14 protein-coding genes are annotated in these 17,284 nt (G+C 65.5%); 7 read left to right on the top strand and 7 right to left on the bottom strand.

Going from position 1 to position 17,284, the window contains the following annotated elements; all coding sequences use genetic code 11:
* Positions 1 to 12: 12 nt before the first annotated feature.
* The 3 genes from AB7245_RS00915 to AB7245_RS00905 all read left to right on the top strand — a co-directional run bounded on the left by AB7245_RS00915 (position 13) and on the right by AB7245_RS00905 (position 2,660).
* On the top strand, positions 13 to 1,011 hold the full coding sequence (locus AB7245_RS00915; RefSeq protein ID WP_084794912.1) for a M23 family metallopeptidase: 999 nt from the start codon (positions 13 to 15) through the stop codon (positions 1,009 to 1,011).
* 103 nt (positions 1,012 to 1,114) lie between these two features.
* On the top strand, positions 1,115 to 1,930 hold the full coding sequence (dapB, locus tag AB7245_RS00910; RefSeq protein ID WP_028148808.1) for a 4-hydroxy-tetrahydrodipicolinate reductase: 816 nt from the start codon (positions 1,115 to 1,117) through the stop codon (positions 1,928 to 1,930).
* 106 nt (positions 1,931 to 2,036) lie between these two features.
* Positions 2,037 to 2,660 (top strand): 2,3-bisphosphoglycerate-dependent phosphoglycerate mutase, encoded by a 624-nt coding sequence (locus tag AB7245_RS00905; protein ID WP_014490847.1) that lies wholly within the window; start codon positions 2,037 to 2,039, stop codon positions 2,658 to 2,660.
* A 120-nt stretch (positions 2,661 to 2,780) separates the two neighbouring features.
* On the opposite strand, the gene AB7245_RS00900 is transcribed toward AB7245_RS00905, so the two are convergent.
* On the bottom strand, positions 2,781 to 3,677 hold the full coding sequence (locus AB7245_RS00900; protein WP_063980239.1) for a methylated-DNA--[protein]-cysteine S-methyltransferase: 897 nt from the start codon (positions 3,675 to 3,677) through the stop codon (positions 2,781 to 2,783).
* A gap of 55 nt (positions 3,678 to 3,732) precedes the next feature.
* The gene (locus tag AB7245_RS00895; protein ID WP_063980238.1) at positions 3,733 to 4,266 is read right to left on the bottom strand and encodes a DUF2244 domain-containing protein; all 534 of its coding nucleotides are present in this window, start codon (positions 4,264 to 4,266) and stop codon (positions 3,733 to 3,735) included.
* Positions 4,267 to 4,288: 22 nt separating this feature from the next.
* Here AB7245_RS00895 and nth point away from each other — a divergent pair, with 22 nt between their 5' ends.
* Genes nth through AB7245_RS00880 form a run of 3 tightly spaced genes read left to right on the top strand, consistent with a single transcriptional unit; the run spans position 4,289 to position 7,889 of the window.
* Entirely contained in the window at positions 4,289 to 5,056 is a 768-nt protein-coding gene (gene nth, locus AB7245_RS00890; RefSeq protein ID WP_063980237.1) for an endonuclease III, read from the top strand.
* Positions 5,057 to 5,113: 57 nt separating this feature from the next.
* Positions 5,114 to 6,274, top strand: a complete 1,161-nt coding sequence (locus AB7245_RS00885; protein ID WP_063980236.1) for an HlyD family secretion protein — start codon at positions 5,114 to 5,116, stop codon at positions 6,272 to 6,274.
* The gene (locus AB7245_RS00880) at positions 6,261 to 7,889 is read left to right on the top strand and encodes an MFS transporter (RefSeq protein WP_063980235.1); all 1,629 of its coding nucleotides are present in this window, start codon (positions 6,261 to 6,263) and stop codon (positions 7,887 to 7,889) included. Before AB7245_RS00885 ends, AB7245_RS00880 begins: the two co-directional genes overlap by 14 nt.
* A gap of 6 nt (positions 7,890 to 7,895) precedes the next feature.
* Here the strand turns inward: AB7245_RS00880 and AB7245_RS00875 are convergent, their stop codons facing one another.
* The 3 genes from AB7245_RS00875 to AB7245_RS00865 all read right to left on the bottom strand — a co-directional run bounded on the left by AB7245_RS00875 (position 7,896) and on the right by AB7245_RS00865 (position 12,091).
* On the bottom strand, positions 7,896 to 8,636 hold the full coding sequence (locus AB7245_RS00875; RefSeq protein WP_063980234.1) for a sulfate transporter family protein: 741 nt from the start codon (positions 8,634 to 8,636) through the stop codon (positions 7,896 to 7,898).
* Positions 8,637 to 8,827: 191 nt separating this feature from the next.
* Entirely contained in the window at positions 8,828 to 10,855 is a 2,028-nt protein-coding gene (locus AB7245_RS00870) for a S8 family serine peptidase (RefSeq protein WP_231143743.1), read from the bottom strand.
* Positions 10,856 to 10,918: 63 nt separating this feature from the next.
* The gene (locus tag AB7245_RS00865; RefSeq protein ID WP_063980232.1) at positions 10,919 to 12,091 is read right to left on the bottom strand and encodes a phosphorylase family protein; all 1,173 of its coding nucleotides are present in this window, start codon (positions 12,089 to 12,091) and stop codon (positions 10,919 to 10,921) included.
* 287 nt (positions 12,092 to 12,378) lie between these two features.
* Here AB7245_RS00865 and AB7245_RS00860 point away from each other — a divergent pair, with 287 nt between their 5' ends.
* A complete protein-coding gene (locus tag AB7245_RS00860; protein WP_063980231.1) occupies positions 12,379 to 14,022 on the top strand; it encodes a S53 family peptidase in 1,644 nt (547 codons plus the stop codon).
* Positions 14,023 to 14,173: 151 nt separating this feature from the next.
* On the opposite strand, the gene nikR is transcribed toward AB7245_RS00860, so the two are convergent.
* Positions 14,174 to 14,620 (bottom strand): nickel-responsive transcriptional regulator NikR, encoded by a 447-nt coding sequence (nikR, locus tag AB7245_RS00855; RefSeq protein ID WP_063980230.1) that lies wholly within the window; start codon positions 14,618 to 14,620, stop codon positions 14,174 to 14,176.
* A 178-nt stretch (positions 14,621 to 14,798) separates the two neighbouring features.
* Positions 14,799 to 17,276 carry a heavy metal translocating P-type ATPase gene (locus AB7245_RS00850; protein ID WP_439033826.1) on the bottom strand — a complete coding sequence of 826 codons (2,478 nt, stop codon included), beginning with the start codon at positions 17,274 to 17,276 and terminating at the stop codon, positions 14,799 to 14,801.
* Between the last annotated feature and the right edge of the window lie 8 nt (positions 17,277 to 17,284).

The following is a 17,284-nucleotide window of genomic DNA, read 5'->3' as shown; positions in this document are numbered from 1 at the left end:
ATGTCGAGGCGCATGGGCAGCGCAGGTTTCCTCTACCGGATGTTCGCTGCCCTGGCATTGGCCGGGGCCGGCTTCCCTGCCCATGCCCAGAGCATTCAATTGGCGCTGCCGATTGCCTGCGAGCCTGGCCGCACCTGCTACATCCAGAATTACACGGATCTCGATCCGTCGCGGTCGGCGCGAGATTACAAATGCGGCACGCTGACTTATGACGACCACAACGGCACCGATTTTCGTTTGCCCTCACTGCCGGTGCAAAGGGCCGGCGTGGACGTGCGCGCGGCGGCAGGCGGCCGTATTCTTCGTACACGCAATGACGCGCCGGACGGCGCTTTCACAAAATCGGGACGCGAAGCGGTGCGCGAGGCCGAATGTGGCAATGGCGTCGTCATCGAACATCCGGAGCAGTGGGAAACCCAGTACTGCCACCTCGCCGCCGGCAGTGTGTCGGTCAAGCCTGGAGACAAGGTCGACCTAGGACAGCCGCTCGGCCGTGTCGGTCTCTCCGGCCTCACGGAGTATCCTCACCTGCATTTCACCGTGAGGCACAATGGCGCGGTGGTCGATCCCTTTGCGTACGGCGTTCGCCCCGAGTCTTGCGAGGGCGGTCAATCGCTCTGGCTTGCTGCCCTCCGCCCGAAACTCGAGTACCAGGAACGAGCCATCCTCAATGCGGGCTTTACGACGGGGCCGGTCACGATGGAACTCATCGAGGACGGCAGTGCCGAGAGCCAAAAGCCGTCCGCCGGTTCGATGGCGATCGTCGCGTTCGTGCGGGCTATCGGGCTGAAGGCGGGCGACGCGCAATGGCTGCTCATCAAGGATCCCCTCGACAACGTCATCGCGGAAAATCGGTCTGCACCACTTCAGGCCAACAAGGCGCAATTCATGCTCTTTGCGGGGAAGAAGCGACCTCCCGGGGGGTGGGAACGCGGCTCCTACAAGGCCACTTATGTTGTAGAGCGCGATGGCCAGGTCGTGCTCAGGAAAGACCTGGAGCTCATGCTCTAGCGTTGCATCTGTGCTTGGGGAGACCCGCGCCACGGGCCTTTTGAAGGCCTGATCGGTTGCCGGAACGGCCCGCTCCCGCTATAGGGCGTGGAGAGGGTGAACTATGTCCGATATGCGTTTGATTGTTGCCGGGGCAGGCGGCCGGATGGGCCGGGCGCTGGCACGAGCCATTGCCGACACTGAAGGCGCGGTGCTGGCGGGAGCCCTGGAGGCGCCCGGCTCGGAGCTGCTCGGCAAGGATGCCGGCGTACTCGCGGGCCTGCCTGCCAACGGCGTCAAACTCTCGGCCGACCTCTGGGCGATGTCGAAAGATGCCGACGGCATCCTGGATTTCACCGTGCCGGCCGCGACCATCGCCAATGTCGCGATCGCTGCCGAGCGCGGCATCGTGCACGTCATCGGCACCACCGGACTGTCGGCCTCCGACAACGCCGTGATCAAGAGCGTCACCAACCGTGCGGTCGTGGTGCAGTCGGGCAATATGAGCCTGGGCGTCAATCTGCTCGCCGCGGTGGTCAAGCGCGTCGCCAAGGCACTCGACGAGAGCTTCGACATCGAGGTCGTGGAAACCCACCACCGCATGAAGATCGATGCGCCCTCGGGCACTGCGCTGATGCTGGGCCAGGCCGCCGCCGCCGGCCGCGGCATCTCGCTCGATGAGCATTCGGATCGCGGCCGCGACGGCATCACCGGCGCGCGCAAGCCGGGCGACATCGGCTTTGCCTCCTTGCGCGGCGGCACCGTTGCCGGCGAGCACAGCGTGACCTTTCTTGGTCCGTTCGAACGCCTGACGCTGTCGCATCTCGCCGAAGACCGCATGCTGTTCGCACACGGCGCGCTCAAGGCGGCGCTGTGGGCGCATGGCAAGAAGCCGGGGCACTACTCCATGGCCGACGTGCTCGGTCTCGCAGACATCTGAGCGAGCCGGAGCATGAACCGGACCCGAAGGGCCGCGTTAGCGCAAGACGTGAAGCGGCTTTCCGCCAAGATCATTCCTCAACAATAACCTGAATGGAAAGCAGTCAATGAGCGAACGTCTCCTCGTGCTCGTGCGCCACGGTCAGAGCGAGTGGAATCTGAAGAACCTGTTCACGGGCTGGAAGGATCCTGATCTCACCGAGCTCGGCGTGAAGGAAGCCACGGAAGCCGGCCGCAAGCTGAAGGCGCAGGGCCTCGTGTTCGACGTCGCCTACACCTCGGTCTTGACGCGCGCGCAGCACACGCTCGATCTCATTCTCGGCGAGCTCGACCAGAAGGGCCTGCCGACCTCCAAAGACCTCGCGCTGAACGAGCGCGACTATGGCGATCTCTCCGGCCTCAACAAGGACGACGCCCGCAAGAAATGGGGCGAGGACCAGGTGCTGATCTGGCGCCGCTCATACGATGTGCCGCCGCCCGGCGGCGAAAGCCTGAAGGATACGCTGGCGCGCGCGCTGCCCTACTACGTGCAGGAGATCCTGCCCGGCGTGCTCAACGGCAAGCGCACGCTGGTCGCCGCCCACGGCAACTCGCTGCGCGCGCTGATCATGGTGCTGGAAAAGCTCTCGCCCGAAGGCATTTTGAAGCGCGAGCTCGCGACCGGTGTGCCGATCATCTACCGGCTCAACGCGGATTCGACGGTGGCCTCGAAGCTGGATCTGGCGGGCTGAGCTTCGCCACAAGCGCGGAGTCGTAGGGTGGGCAAAGCGTAGCGTGCCCACCATGTGTCAGCGATCGCGGAAGAATGGTGGGCACGGCGCTATGCGCCTTTGCCCATACGGAAGCGGGGCCTACTGCATCCCCAGCTGCCCGGCCTCCCAGCCCAGCATCGCCTGCTTGCGGGTGATGCCCCAGTGATAGCCGGTGAGCGTGCCGCTCTTGCCGAGCGCGCGGTGGCAGGGCACAACGAACGAGACCGGGTTCTTGCCGACCGCAGCGCCGACGGCGCGTGAGGCCTTCGGGCTGTTGATGTTGCAGGCGATGTCGGAATAGGACACCGCGCGACCCATCGGGATCTTCAGCAGCGTCTCCCACACCCGTACCTCGAAATCGGTGCCGATCATCACCACGCGCAACGGCTGGTCCGGCCGCCACAGCCTGGTGTCGAAGATGCGCTGTGCGAGCGGTGCGGTGCCTTCGTGATCCTCGACGTAAGTTGCGTTGCGCCATCGCCGCGTCATGTCGGCGAGCGCGACCTTCTCCTCACCGGGATCGGCGAACGCAAGGCCTGACAGGCCGCGGTCGGTGGCGATCACGATCGCCGTGCCGAACGGCGAGGGATGGAAGCCGTAGCGCAGCGTCAGGCCCGCGCCGCCGTTCTTCCATTCGCCGGGCGACATCGCTTCATGGGTGACGAAGAGATCGTGCAGCCGGCCCGGTCCTGAAAGACCTGAATCGAGCGCGGCATCGAGGATGCTCGCGGAGTCCCGCAACAGTCCCTTGGCGTGATCGAGCGTCAGCGCCTGCATGAACGCCTTCGGCGTGATCGAGGCCCAGCGGCGGAACAGATGGTGCAGCTCATCCGGCGTGACGCCCGCCGCATCGGCCATCGCTTCGATGGCCGGCTGGGTGCGCCAGTTCTCCGAGATGAACGCGATCGCCCGGCGCACGGAGTCGTAATCGCGCAACGCGGCGTTCTGGGAGCCCGGCTTGGCCAGGCGCTGGTCATTTATGGCGAGTGTCATCATGACTGGAAATGTAGGCGTGGCGCCGGGCCGAAACCACCCGATTTCCGATTCGGAGTCAGGAGACCGGGTTGTAGGTCGGGCCGCGCTTGGCGGCGTTCAGGGCCTCAACCAAGCCTTTGTAAAAACTTGCCTTTTCGTCCGGGCCGAGGAAGCGGGCGATCTGGATCTGATGGCCGCGCGAGATCAAATAGAGATGCTCGATGCCAAAATCCTCGTCGACCTCCATATCGAGGCGGACCCAGAGCGGATTGAACGTCCATTCGGCGACCTGGCCGCGATGACTGACGCGCCGCACCCGCAGTTCGGACGCCGTGACCGAAATCTCCTCGCGCGCCCGCGCGCTGCGGAAATTGGCCTTGAAGGCCCACCAGATCACCAGCACGTCGAGGCCGAAGAAGCCGAACACCGGCCACGCACCCATCATCAGGAAGGCGAGGCCGGTGGCAAAGCTCACCACGCTCAGGAACAGCATCACGGCGAGGAAGCCGGTGCGGTTCAGCGAGCGGTGCGGCGTCAGGAGCGCGGAGAAGATCTGAGGGTCCGTCTCGCTTTCAGATCGCCCGCGCTCAATTTCGTTGCCTGTGCTCATCGTCCCTCAGTATATCCGGATCATGGCGAAAATCACCCGCAAGCCGGCCCCGCGCAAAGCGTCCGTGCCGAAGAAAAAGGCAAAGGCGATAGTTGCGAAGCCGAGGGCTCCCGCCAGGAAATCGCTCAAGGCCGCAAGACCCAATTCTACCAAACCTTGGACGCCGGCCGAGATCCACGAGGTCTTCAGCCGTTTCCGCAAGGCCAATTCGGAGCCGAAAGGCGAGCTCGAGCACGTCAATCCCTTCACGCTGCTGGTCGCCGTGGTGCTGTCGGCGCAGGCCACCGATGCCGGGGTCAACAAGGCGACGCGCGCCTTGTTCGAGATCGCCGACACGCCGCAGAAGATGCTCGACGTCGGCGAGGAACGCTTGCGCGAATACATCAAGACCATCGGCCTCTATCGCACCAAGGCCAGGAACGTGATTGCGCTATCGGCAAAGGTGCTCAGCGAATTCGGCGGCGAGGTGCCGCGCACGCGCGCCGGGATCGAATCCCTGCCAGGCGCCGGGCGCAAGACCGCCAACGTGGTGCTCAACATGGCCTTCGGCGAGCACACCATGGCGGTGGACACGCATGTGTTTCGCGTCGGCAACCGCACCGGGATGGCGCCCGGCAAGACGCCGCTCGAAGTCGAGCTTGGTCTCGAAAAGGTGATCCCGGCCGAGTTCATGTTGCACGCCCATCATTGGCTGATCCTGCATGGCCGCTATACTTGCCTCGCCCGCAAGCCGCGCTGTGAGGTGTGTCTGATCAACGATCTCTGCCGATGGCCGGAGAAGACGGTCTGAGGTGGCGCCGTCGTTTCGGGGGGGCGATGTGAAGCAAGCCGGTTTTGGGGGCATGTCGTGAGTCAGCAAGAACAAATCTCATCGCCATTGCCATCGCCATCGCCACCGCCACCGCCGGCCGCGGCACCGGCTCCGCCGCCGAAGCCGACGCAGCGGCCGGCGAGCTCGCTCTGGGGCCGGCTCGCGATCCCCCTGTTCGCCGTGATCGTCGCGCTCGCCTTCGTGGCACTGGCGACGCTGCGCTTCGACGAATGGGTCGGCAACGCCGTGGTCCAGACCACCAACGACGCCTATGTGCGCGCCGATCTGACGCGGCTTGCAAGCCGCGTCTCCGGCGAAGTGCTGACCGTCGGGGTCTCCGACTTCCAGCGCGTCAAGGCCGGCGATCTCCTGATCCAGATCGATCCCGCCGACTACCAGGCCCAGGTCGCGCAGTCCGAGGCCGCTGTCGCCGCCGCGCAGGCCGTGCTCGACAATCTGAGCAACCAGGTCGAGCTGCAATATGCGACCATCGCGCAGGCGCAGGCCGCGCAGCTGTCAGCGGAAGCGTTGGAGGTCGAGGCCCGGCAGGAGCAGGATCGCCAGAAATCCCTGACGCAGACGGAAGCCGGCACGCGGCAGCGGCTGGAACAGGCCGTCGCGGGCTACGCGAAGGCGCAGGCCGACGTGCGTGCCAGTCGCGCCGTCATCGCCGCGCAGCAGCATCAACTCGAAGTTCTGCAGGGCACCAAGAAGCAGCGCGCCGCCGATGTCGCGGCGGCCAAGGCGACGCTGGCGAGCGCGAAGCTGAAGCTCGGCTATACCAGGATCACCGCGCCGTTCGACGGCGTCGTCGGCGAGCGCCAGGTGCAGCCCGGCGACTACGTCAACATCGGCACCAACCTCATCAATGTGGTGCCGCTGCCGAAGGTCTACGTGATCGCGAATTACAAGGAGACCCAGCTCACGCATGTCGCGCCGGGCCAGCCGGTCGAGATCACCGTCGATGGCTTCCCGCGCGAGAAGCTGCGCGGCAAGGTCGAGCGCATTGCCCCCGCGACCGGCGCGCAGGTGGCCCTGCTGCCGCCGGACAATGCGACCGGCAATTTCACCAAAGTCGTGCAGCGCATTCCCGTGCGCATCCAGTTCGACGACAACCAGCCGCTGCTGGCGCGGCTGGTGCCGGGCATGTCGGTCGTCACCAGCATCGACACGAAGGCCGCGAATGGCGGAAAATGACGATGCCGGCCGCGGGCCTCTCTCGCGCGGCGGCATCGCGCCACAGCCGTTGTTTGCCGTGGCGGCGGTGCTGCTCGGCTCGTTCCTCGCCAATTTCGACAGCCGGCTGACCACGGTCGGTCTGCCGGACCTGCGCGGTGCGTTCTCGCTCTCGTTTGACGAGGGCGCCTGGCTTTCGACCGCCGGCATCGGCTCGCAGATCCTGATTGCGCCGGCGGTGGCGTGGCTCGCGACGGTGTTCGGCCTGCGCCGCGTGCTCGGCATCCCGAGCCTCGTCTACGCCGCGGTGTCGCTGATCATTCCCTTCGTGCACGATTATCCGACGCTGCTCGCGCTCAGCGTCGTTCATGGCCTGCTGCTCGGCACCTTCGTGCCTGCGACGCTCATGATCGTGTTACGAAACCTGCCGATCCGATGGTGGGTGCCGGCGATCTCGCTCTATTCGATCCGGGTCGGCTTTGCGCTGGATACGTCGAGCTCCCTGGTCGGCTTCTATGTCGACCATCTCGGCTGGCAATGGATGTACTGGCAGAGCGTCGTGATCGCGCCCTTGATGGGCCTGATGGTTTATCTGGGCACGCCGAGCGAGCCGGTGAACCGCACGCTGCTGCGCGAGGCCGATTGGGGCGGCATGCTGCTGCTCGGCGCCGCGGTCTCGATGATCTATGCCGGCCTCGACCAGGGCAATCGCCTGGACTGGCTCGGCTCGGGGACGGTGATGGCGCTGCTCGTCAGCGGTGTGGTGCTGTTCGCAGGCTTCCTCGTCAACGAGTCGCTGGTGCGACAGCCCTGGGCGCATGTCAACGTGCTGTTCTCGCGCAATGTCGGGTTGGGGCTGATCTTGATCCTGCTCTACACGCTGACCAGCCTCTCCAACTCGTCGCTGGTGCCGAACTTCCTCGGCAATGTCGTTCTGCTCAGGCCGGAGCAGAGCGGGATGTTGCTGCTCACCTATGGCGCGCTGCCGATGTTCGTGCTGGTGCCGATCTCGATCTGGCTGCTGCGGCATTTCGATACGCGGCTTGTCGTGGTGCTGGGCTTTGCCTGCTTTGCCGCGGCCAATCTCTGGGGCACGCAGCTCAGCCATGTCTGGGCGCGCGAGGATTTTGTCGGCATCGTGCTGCTCCAGGCGATCGGGCAGTCGCTGCTCCTGCTGCCGATCATCATCACGCTGCTGTCGAACGCCGATCCGAGCCGCGCCACCTCCTTTGCCGCCTACATCCAGATCATGCGGCTCGGCGGCGCGGAGATCGGCATCGCGCTGATGGGAACGTGGCTGCGCGTGCGCGAGCAGGTCCATTCCTTCTATCTCGGCCAGGACCTTGTGGTCGGCAATGCCGACGTGGTGGGTAGGCTCAAGCAGCTCGCCGATTACTTCGCGGCCCATGGCACCGGAATGGCGCAGGCGCGCGCGGTCGGCACGCTCGCGGGCCTGGTGCAGCGCGAGGCCAATGTGCTCGCCTATATCGACGGCTTCTGGCTGTGCTTCTGGCTAGCGATGGTCGCGCTCGGCGTCGTCGCGCTGATCACCCGGGCGCCACCGGGCCCGTTCACGCCGGCGCCGTTCGGTTTCGCCAAGATGCTGCTGCGCAAATGCGGGGTGCAAGTGAACTGAGAGGCCTCACCGCATCTGCCGCGCCGGCTCGATCAGCTCGGGCCGCGGCCCCGACAGGCGCTTGTGCATGTGGACCATGAACGCCATGCCGAAGATCGGCGTCGCCAGATTGACGATCGGGATCGAGACGAAGGCCGCAATGAAAAGGCCGGCGGTGAAGATGGTCGCGGCGTTGTCGCGCCGCATCGCCCTGGCCTCCTCCGGCGAACGGAAGCGCATCGCGGCGAGCTCGAAATATTCGCGCCCGAGCAGCCAGGCGGCGGCGACGAAGAAGATCAGGAATCCGGCACCAGCGAACAGGACCAGCGGCAACGCCACCAGATAGACCACGATCGTCAGCAGCGCGGTCTTGACGCCCTCGTAGATCGCCTGGCTGAACGGCAGCGCAGCGCCCGGCCGCTCGGCGGGATAGTGCTCGCGCTCGACGATGTCGGCGACGTCGTCGACGAACAGGCTCGCCACCAGCGAGGTGATCGCAGGCATCAGGAACACACCGCCGAACACGACGCCGAGGCCCGCCGTGATCGAGACGATCCAGGCGAGGACCTCGAGCGAGGAATGCCAGCTCGGCCCGAGCAGGCCTTCCAGCCAGACCTCACCATAGGTCGCAAACCAGCTCAGCAGCCGCTGCAAGCCGATCGCCAGCACGATGATCAGGACCAGTGCAAGCCCGATCGATCGCCACAGGATCGAGCGCATCGGCGGCGAGATCAATTGCGACAGCGCCTTTACGGCGGCATCCAGCATCGGAGTACCTCTCAGCAAAACCACCCGCGAGAGGTAGACATGCGCGGAAGGTTCGACAAGAGGTCGAGCTTTCCGGGACAGATTGCCGCGCCTGGAGCTTGGGTTCTGAGTGAATCAGAACGGAAGCTCAAGGCGCTTGTTTTGACGCGTTTTCTTCGCGCGAACCGGCAGCCACTTCGCTTGAAGACGCTCTAGCTCACCCTGATGACGAGGGCATAGTTCTGCGGCGCGACGGCGATGGAATGAGCGATGACCGATATCACCGCTTCGCCGGCCGGCAGATTTTCGAAGATGACCTGCTCCACATTGTTCCGGCGGTCGAAGTCCTTCGAGCCGGCCGGCATGTTGCCATGGCGTTCCTGCTTGTTGGCCACCACGACGAGATCGAGGTCGCTTTGCAGGCCTTCGCCGGGCGGATCGGTCCAGACCAGCGTGACCTTCAGGCGGCTGCTTCCCGCCGGTATCGTGACCGTGCGGTCTTCGCGGTCGCCGGCGTCCAGCTTCTTCTTCTCGTCGAAGAACTGCAGCTCTTCGCTCGTGGCATGGGGGCCGACCACCGCTTGAACGTCGACCCGGCCGAAGCCCTGGCTGTTGCTCGCGACGGACCCCGCCTCCGACGGATGGTATTGTCCGGCGAGACTGCGCGCTCCGTTGATGATGAGCGCCTTGAGCAGTGCGGCGCTCGGCGACTTCAGTCCCTGGCTTTTCCTCAGGAACGCCCGGATCACCGCGACGGACCCGGCCACCAGCGGCGTCGCCATGCTGGTGCCGCCTTCGAACATGTAGAGCGGATCTTGCGAGAGCTTCCATCCCTTCGATTTCGTGGCGCGGGATCGGGTTGACAGAATGAAGGATCCCGGCGCCACGACGTCGGGCTTGATGCGTTCGTCGTTGGTGGGTCCGCGGCTGCTGAACGCCACCATCCCTTCGGGATTGTTGGCCACACGATCGGAGCTGATCGGCGTGGCCGGAAAATCGTCTGGCCATGCCCTGCCGTAGGTCATGGCCTCGCTGGGACGATTGTTCTCGCAGGCGCCGATGGTGAGGCAGTTCTTGGCCGTACCCGGCGGCGTCACGGAGTTGGGGTCGACCTGGCCATTGCCATCCTTGTCGCTACCCTCATTTCCGGCGGCGAAGCAGATCAGCATGTCGCGGTGCGCGTAGACGAACGTGTCGAGCTCGTTGGCCTGGGAGTCATACACGCCGAAATTTCCGACGCTGCCCCAGGAGTTGGAATGGATTCGCGCCTTGTCCGTCTTGTAGGGCGGGCCGAACAGCGCATCGAGGCTGTCGGGCAGGCCGCCGAGATTGCCGTCGCTGTCGAGCACGGATTGCAGAACCAGCTTGGCACCGGGAGCCGTGCCGCGGATCGGGCCGTCGCTTTTCGATACGCCGTCGCCGAGAGCGGAACCCGCGACATGGGTGCCGTGACCATCAGGATCGTCTTTGCGCCCGGGCCGGCCGAGCGCGTAGAGCTTCTTGACGCGCCCCTTGAAAGCCGGGTGCGTGTTCGTGGTCGATCCCTTGTCGAAACCGGTATCGGCGATCGCGATGATCTCGCCCGCGCCTTCGCCGCCATTGCTCGGCGTCGCCGCGGGAACGCGAAGAATGCCCCGCGCGATGTTGTTGAGCAGCTTGCGGGGAAAGACCTTCTCGACGCTGCGCACCTCGTCGAGCGCCGCGACGTCGGCAAGACGGCGCATCTTCAGCGTCACACGCACCTTGGCCGTGCCCGGGACGACGTCGTCGAGCTGCACATGCGCCGCTTCCGCAATCTTCTTTGCGGCGGCCTTCACGCCGACATTGCGGTGGAGCATGACGTCGACGGTCACGCTGGTGCGGTCGAGCGCCGCCGGCTTTGCCGCAAGCGCGCGCGCCGCGGCGACGCCTCCGGGTTGGGTGTCCAGGTTGCGCAGCGCCGGCGCGATCTTCACGATGCCCGGGTAGAGGTCTGCCCATGTCACGAACGGAAGTTTCCGCACCTTGTCGAGCCCGGCCGCCGGAAAGTGACAGATGACGGCGCTGCCCGGGACGGCTTCCAGGATCTCGGCGCCGGCCTTGGCGAGCTGCCCTCTGCGCTCGGCGTTGAGCGGCTGGTTGGTCTGCACGATGATGTAGTCGGATTCCTTCGCATTCGCATGATCCAGCGACAGCGCGGCGCGTTCCGCGTGCGGAGCCGAAGGATCGATCGTGATGCCGTTGATCGTGATCTGCGCCATGGCCGTTCCACTTTCCCTGATTGATCGCCCGTCCTTTGTCGTCTGTGCTGGCCGGATCGCTCGCTACGGCTCCGCCGCGATGCTGGCCCAGCAGGTGATGGCGCTACAGACCGTGCTCCAGCGGCCGAACCCCTTGTAGATCTGGGCCGCGATCTGCTCCTGCTGCTGCAGGGTGCCTTCGGCCTTGATCTGCGGATCGGAGACGTTGCGGATCGCGAGCCAGCGCGGTGCCTTCTCGCCCATCTCCTGCGCGACTAGGCCAAGGATGGCATCGCCCATCTCGGAGACGTCGCCGAGCCCCTGGAGATGGAAGTGGTCGTCCGAGGTGTCGAAGCCGAAGAAGTCGGTGGTGACCACGGAGGAGGACAGGCCGCTCGGCTTCACGACGAAGATCTTCGGCGCCCTTGTATTGTCCTTCGGCAATTGCCCGGCATTGGCCTTGAACAGCGTCTTGGCCTGCGCGAACTTCTTCGTCACGGCGGATCGGCTGGAAAAATGCTCCTGCGCGAATGGCTGCTTCTTGAACTTCGATAGGCAGTCGAAGCGAACGATCGGACTGACGACGACGTCGCCGACCTCGAATTCCTTGCCGATGCCGCCCGCCGTACCGGTGGTGATCACGAGACTCGGCTGCACCTCGGTGATGATCTGGCGCCAGACGTCGATGTTCGGCAGCTGCGGGCCGTCCTGCGACATGTGCGAATCGGATTTGAAGATGACGACCTTCTTCTTGCCGATCGTGGTGGTCCAGTAGGTGCCGAGCCGTTTCAGCTCCTTGGCCGGACAGCCGTTGCGCATCTTCTTGGAGATGGCCGCGTAATTATGCGTATAGGGTACGTAATCGTTGCGGGAGTCCTTGCCCGGCGTCAGCACGCGGCTGAGGGCGTGGCCCTCGTCGACGGTCCAGGTCACGACCAGCACGTCGGCGCGCGGTAGCGGTCCCTTGCCGTTGCCCTTCGGCTTCGGCCCGGTTTGCGGCGCCAGCCCCTTCGGCCAGGCAATGTCGGTGAAGCGCGACAGCCCGGTCGAGGTCGAGAAGGCCATGAACTCGCGGCCCTCGCTCGACTCGGAATCGAAATCGATGATCTCGCGCCGAAAGTCTTCGGTCGTGACCTTCGCGGATTTCTTCACCGCGCCCTTGGCCACGCGTTTCACCGCGAAGGTGTCGGGCGGGGGCGGCGTCGTGATCGGATCGAAACCGAGATTTCTCTCAACCCATTTGCGGTCAGCACGCATCGCATTGTCTCCGCCAAATTGATTTCCAGACGTCTGATTTCGACAAACGTCTTCCGTTGGTCGGCCAGACAAGCCAACGGTTGCAATTTTAAATCGAAATCCTTGTCGTCGAATGGTCGTGAATATTGACCGATTCCGTGCCGATCTGAGCCAGTCGGATGTTGCCCCTGCCAAACAAGAGGTTTTCTGAAAAAATATCGTTCAAATGCCTGAACCAATTTGGGTTTGAGATTACACCTATAGTTGAGGTGCGACAATCTGCCTTCCAATCACAAACGGAGGAAGTCATGGCAAGCTCGACCACGCGCGTGACGCTGGCGAACAGCGCACGGAAATTGCCGAAGGGGGCCAAGCTCGTCGGCGCGGCCGATCCCAAGCAGGAAATCGAGATCAGCGTTCGCCTGCGCGCGAAGCGTGCCGACGATGAGCAGGTGATGACGCTCGGCGCGCAACCGCCGCGCGAGCGGCAGTATCTCTCGCGTGCCGAGTTCGGCGCAGAGATGGGCGCGGATACCGCCGACGTCGCCAAGATCGACGATTTCGCGCATCACCACGATCTCAACGTCAAGAGCGTGCATCTGGCGTCCCGCACCGTGAAGCTGACCGGGACGGTGAAGGCCATGAGCGCAGCCTTCGGCGTCAAGCTCAACAAGGTCAGATACGAGGGCGCGACCCATCGCATGCGTAAAGGCAGCGTGCAGATCCCGGCCGAGCTCGCAGGTATCGTGGTCGGCGTGCACGGCCTGGACAACCGGCCGGTGGCGCAACCCCACTTCCGCCGCAAGCTGCCGCAGAAGGGCGCAGCCGCACGCGCCGCGCAGGGCGGCAGCTTCTCGGTCGATCAGATCGCCCAGCTCTACAATTTCCCCGGCGGCGAGACCGGCGCCGGCCAGTGCATCGCCATCATCGAGCTCAACGACATCGACCAGAAGGGCCATCCCACGGGCGCCGGCTACAAAACGTCAGACCTGCGCACCTTCTTCAAGAAGGCGGGCATCCCGATGCCGAAGATCGCACCCGCGAGCGTCGACGGCGGCGCCAACAAGCCCGGCCATTCGGACGCCGACGGCGAGGTCGTGCTCGACATCGAGGTGGCCGGTGCGATCGCGCCCGGCGCCAGGATCGTGGTCTATTTCGCGCCCAACACCACCAACGGCTTCATCGATGCGGTCAAGGCCGCCGTCCACGACACCGCGCGAAAACCTTCGGTGATCTCGATCAGCTGGGGCGGGCCGGAAGACCAGGAAGGCTCGCAGCAATTCGTCGACGGCCTGAACGAGGCGATCCGCGACGCCGCCGCGATGGGCGTCACCGTCTGCGTTGCCTCCGGCGACAATGGTTCGGCTGACATGGGCGCGGACTGGGACGGCAAGCCACATGCAGATTTCCCGGCCTCGAGCCCGTTTGCACTCGCCTGCGGCGGCACCAATCTGAAGGCGCCGAACGGCGATATCAACGAAGTGGTCTGGAACGGCGGGCCGCAGGGCGGCGCAGGCGGCGGCGGTGTCAGCGTCGTGTTCCCGCGGCCGCAATACCAGGCCCAGGCCCATGTGCCGAAATCACCGACGCATCACAACGGCCGCGGGGTGCCCGATGTTGCCGGCGATGCCGATCCCGCGACCGGCTACCAGATCTTCCTCAACGGCGTCGGCACCACCATCGGCGGCACAAGTGCCGTGGCGCCGCTGATGGCGGGGTTGATCGCCCGCATCAACGAGGCGACGACGAAGAAATTCGGCAAGACCGTCGGCTTCATCAACCCGCTGATCTACGCCGCGCACACGCAAGGCGTGTTCCGCGACATCACGGTCGGCAACAATGACATCACCGGCGATTTGCACGGCATGTACAAGGCCGGCCCCGGCTGGGACGCCTGCTCAGGCCTCGGCGTCCCCAACGGCGAAGCGCTGCAGAATTTACTCTCGGCGTGAGGTTTGTCGTCGCCTCTCCCCGCGTGCGGGGAGAGGCCGGATCGATGCGATCCGGGTGAGGGGGAGTCTCCGCGAGTCCAACTGGTACCGCCCCCGCGGAGGCTCCCCCCCACCCCGACCCTCTCCCCGCAAGCGGGGCGAGGGAGAAGAACTACTCGTGCCGGTGCCCGTGCTTGCGCGCCTTCGCCTGCTTCCCTTCACCCGTCGGGATCATCACCACGCGGCCGTAGCGGACGCCGCGCTCGGCGATGATGTGGTCGGCGAAATGCTTGACCTCGGAGGCGTCGCCGCGCAGCGCCGTCATCTCCATGCAATTGTTATCGTCGAGATGGACATGCAGGGTGGCCAGCGCGAGGTCGTGGTGGCCGTGGAATTCCTGCACCAGGCGTTTCGAGAGATCGCGCGCGGCGTGGTCGTAGACGTAGACGAGGCCGGCGACGCAGGGGCCGGTCTGCGCGGTGTCCTCGGCGCTCTGTTGCAGGCCGGCACGCGCGAGATCGCGGATGATCTCGGAGCGGTTCTGGTAGCCGCGCGCTTCCGCTGCCGCGTCGATCTCCGCCAACAAATCGTCCTCGATCGTGATCGTAATCCGCTGCATCAGGTCCTCTCCGCGCGTACCGCTCTTGTTACCTCGCCCCGCTTGCGGGGAGAGGTCGGAGTTCAAGCGTAGCTTGAATTCCGGGTGAGGGGGACTCTCCACGAGTCCAATTGTCACCGTGGTCGCGGAAGCGGCCCCTCACCCCGTAAGAACGGGGCGAGGGAGCGCACCGTCATCCTCACAGCCGGGTCCCGCGCAGCCGCAGCGCATTCCCGACCACGCTCACCGAGGACAGCGCCATCGCCGCCGCGGCGATGATCGGGGACAGCAGGATGCCGAACGCGGGATAGAGGATGCCGGCCGCGATCGGAATGCCGGCGGCGTTGTAGATGAAGGCGAAGAACAGGTTTTGCCGGATGTTGCTCATGGTTGCCTGCGACAGTCTTCGCGCACGCACGATGCCGGTGAGATCACCGCCCAGCAGGGTGACGCCGGCGCTCTCCATCGCCACGTCCGTGCCGGTGCCCATGGCGATGCCGACCTCGGCGGCGGCCAGTGCGGGCGCGTCGTTGACGCCGTCGCCCGCCATCGCGACGCTGCGCCCGGCCTTTTGCAGCTTCGTCACCACCGCGCTCTTCTGGTCGGGCAGAACCTCGGCCTCGACCTCGGCGATACCGAGCCGGCGCGCCACCGCTTCCGCCGTCGTGCGATTGTCGCCGGTCAGCATGATGACCTTGATGCCTTCATCGGCCAGCGCTTTCAGCGCTTCCGGGGTCGAGGCCTTGACCGGATCGGCGATCGCGAACAGGCCGGCCAGCTTGCCGTCGACGGCCATGTTGATCACGGTGGCGCCGTCCTGGCGCATGCGTTCGGCCTCGGCATCGAGCGCCCTGGTGTCGATGCCGATCGACACCAGATATCTTGCGTTGCCGAGCACGATGCTCCTGCCGTCGATTATTCCGGTCGCGCCCTTGCCCGTCGGCGAGTCGAACTGTTCGACCTGAGCGAGGGTGAGTTGCTTCTCTTTCGCGGCGCGCATGATGGCGTCGGCCAAAGGATGCTCGCTGGCGCGCTCGACGCTGGCCGCAATGCGGAGGATGTCGTCCTCCGCAAAGCCGGCAGCCGGGACGATCGCGACCACCTTGGGCTTGCCCTCGGTCAGCGTGCCGGTCTTGTCGACCACCAGCGTGTCGATCTTCTCCATCCGCTCCAGCGCCTCGGCGTTCTTGATCAGCACGCCCGCCTGCGCGCCGCGGCCGACGCCGACCATGATCGACATCGGGGTCGCCAGGCCGAGCGCACAGGGGCAGGCGATGATCAGCACGCTGACGGCGGCAACGAGGCCGAACGCCAGCCGCGGCTCCGGTCCGAACCAGGCCCAGGCGGCAAAGGCGGCGATGGCGACGGCGATCACGGTCGGCACGAACCAGCCAGCGACCTGGTCGGCCAGCCGCTGGATCGGCGCGCGCGAGCGCTGCGCGTCGGCGACCATCTGCACGATCTGCGACAGCAGCGTCTCGCGCCCGACCTTGTCGGCGCGCATGATGAAGCCGCCCGATTGGTTGAGCGTCCCGGCGATCACTTTTGCACCTGGCTCCTTGGTGACCGGCATGGATTCGCCGGTGACGAGGGATTCGTCGAGCGCGGAGCGTCCCTCGAGGATAATTCCGTCGACCGGCACCTTCTCGCCTGGGCGGACGCGCAAATGGTCGCCGGCGTGGAGCGCATCGATCTCGACCTCGTGCTCGCCGCCATCGGCATCGACGCGGCGCGCGGTTTTTGGCGCAAGCTGCAACAGCGCCTTGATCGCACCCGACGTCGCGTCACGGGCGCGCAGCTCCAGCACCTGGCCGAGCAGCACCAGCACGGTGATCACAGCGGCGGGCTCGAAATAGACGGCAACGGCACCATCATGACTGCGGAAGGCCGCCGGGAAGATCTGCGGCACGACAGTCGCGACGATGCTGTAGAGATAGGCGACGCCCGTGCCCATCGCGATCAGCGTGAACATGTTGAGGTTGCGGGTGACCAGAGACTGCCAGCCGCGGACGAAGAACGGCCAGCCGGCCCACAGCACGGCGGGCGTGGTGACGACGAGCTGGATCCAGTTCGACAGCGCCGGATCGATCCAGTCGTGTGGTCCGGCGAGATGGCCGCCCATCTCCAGCACCACCGCCGGCAGCGCCAGCGCGCCACCGATCCAGAACCGCCGCGTCATGTCGGCAAGCTCGGGATTGGGTCCCGTCTCCAGGCTCGCGACCTCCGGCTCCAGCGCCATGCCGCAGATCGGGCAGCTGCCGGGTCCGATCTGGCGGATCTCCGGATGCATCGGGCAGGTGTAGATCGTGCCCGCGGGCATCTCGGGTTCGGGCGCCTTCTCTCTGACGAGATACTTTGCGGGATCGGCGGCGAATTTGGTGCGGCAGCCGGCCGAGCAGAAATGGAAGGTCTCGCCGTGATGTGTGTGGTGATGCTTCGAGGTGGCGGGATCGACCGTCATGCCGCAGACGGGGTCGAGGACTGTGGTCGCGGCGGCGCCATGGTCATGCGCGTGGTGCTGGGCATGATCGCCGTGCCCGCCGCAGCAGGAGGACGCCGCGGGCTTGTCGGCTGGCGGAGCACCCGTGGGGGCGGCCTCGGGAGCAGCCTTGGCGGAACAGCCGCATCCGGACGATGTTTCCGACGTGTGATGGTGCCCGTTTTCGGCGTCGTTCATTGCCATGC

The organism is Bradyrhizobium sp. 604_D8_N2_3 (assembly GCF_051810765.1).
In the GTDB taxonomy this organism is placed as follows: domain Bacteria; phylum Pseudomonadota; class Alphaproteobacteria; order Rhizobiales; family Xanthobacteraceae; genus Bradyrhizobium; species Bradyrhizobium barranii.
Note: the sequence above shows the minus strand (reverse complement) of the source record. Positions and strands in the feature narration are given on the sequence as shown.

Bases quoted from the DNA above. Each gene is read 5' to 3' on its own strand.
- AB7245_RS00915 (WP_084794912.1), top strand. From the start codon at position 13: ATGGGCAGCGCAGGTTTCCTCTACCGGATGTTCGCTGCCCTGGCATTG.
- dapB (WP_028148808.1), top strand. From the start codon at position 1,115: ATGTCCGATATGCGTTTGATTGTTGCCGGGGCAGGCGGCCGGATGGGC.
- AB7245_RS00905 (WP_014490847.1), top strand. From the start codon at position 2,037: ATGAGCGAACGTCTCCTCGTGCTCGTGCGCCACGGTCAGAGCGAGTGG.
- AB7245_RS00900 (WP_063980239.1), bottom strand. From the start codon at position 3,677: ATGATGACACTCGCCATAAATGACCAGCGCCTGGCCAAGCCGGGCTCC.
- AB7245_RS00895 (WP_063980238.1), bottom strand. From the start codon at position 4,266: ATGAGCACAGGCAACGAAATTGAGCGCGGGCGATCTGAAAGCGAGACG.
- nth (WP_063980237.1), top strand. From the start codon at position 4,289: ATGGCGAAAATCACCCGCAAGCCGGCCCCGCGCAAAGCGTCCGTGCCG.
- AB7245_RS00880 (WP_063980235.1), top strand. From the start codon at position 6,261: ATGGCGGAAAATGACGATGCCGGCCGCGGGCCTCTCTCGCGCGGCGGC.
- AB7245_RS00875 (WP_063980234.1), bottom strand. From the start codon at position 8,636: ATGCTGGATGCCGCCGTAAAGGCGCTGTCGCAATTGATCTCGCCGCCG.
- AB7245_RS00870 (WP_231143743.1), bottom strand. From the start codon at position 10,855: ATGGCGCAGATCACGATCAACGGCATCACGATCGATCCTTCGGCTCCG.
- AB7245_RS00865 (WP_063980232.1), bottom strand. From the start codon at position 12,091: ATGCGTGCTGACCGCAAATGGGTTGAGAGAAATCTCGGTTTCGATCCG.
- AB7245_RS00860 (WP_063980231.1), top strand. From the start codon at position 12,379: ATGGCAAGCTCGACCACGCGCGTGACGCTGGCGAACAGCGCACGGAAA.
- nikR (WP_063980230.1), bottom strand. From the start codon at position 14,620: ATGCAGCGGATTACGATCACGATCGAGGACGATTTGTTGGCGGAGATC.
- AB7245_RS00850 (WP_439033826.1), bottom strand. From the start codon at position 17,276: ATGAACGACGCCGAAAACGGGCACCATCACACGTCGGAAACATCGTCC.